This window comes from Luteimonas sp. Soil_N_1, assembly GCF_057656255.1.
On the sequence record NZ_JBDGKS010000011.1, the window covers coordinates 1 to 275 of the forward strand.

The following is a 275-nucleotide window of genomic DNA, read 5'->3' on the forward strand; positions in this document are numbered from 1 at the left end:
AGCATCGCAGTGGGCTACGAGGCCTCGGCGCTTGCCGACGATGCACTGGCGGTGGGCGCGAACAACACCGCGAGCGGCGTGTCGTCGACGGCGGTGGGCAACCTCAACATCGTCGAGGGTGAGGAGAGCACGGCAGTCGGCAGCCTCAACCTGGTGACGGGTACGGGCAGCACGGCGGTCGGCAGCCTGAACCTGGTAACCGGCAACAACGCCAACGCCTTCGGCAGCGGCAACGTGGTCTCGGGTGACGGCGGCACGGCGGTCGGCAACGATGC

Annotated in this window: 1 pseudogene; it reads left to right on the plus strand. The window is 68.7% G+C overall.

From position 1 onward, the window contains the following. Window positions 1-275 (plus strand): annotated as a pseudogene (locus AC3A4E_RS17285) (hypothetical protein); the annotation flags it as partial.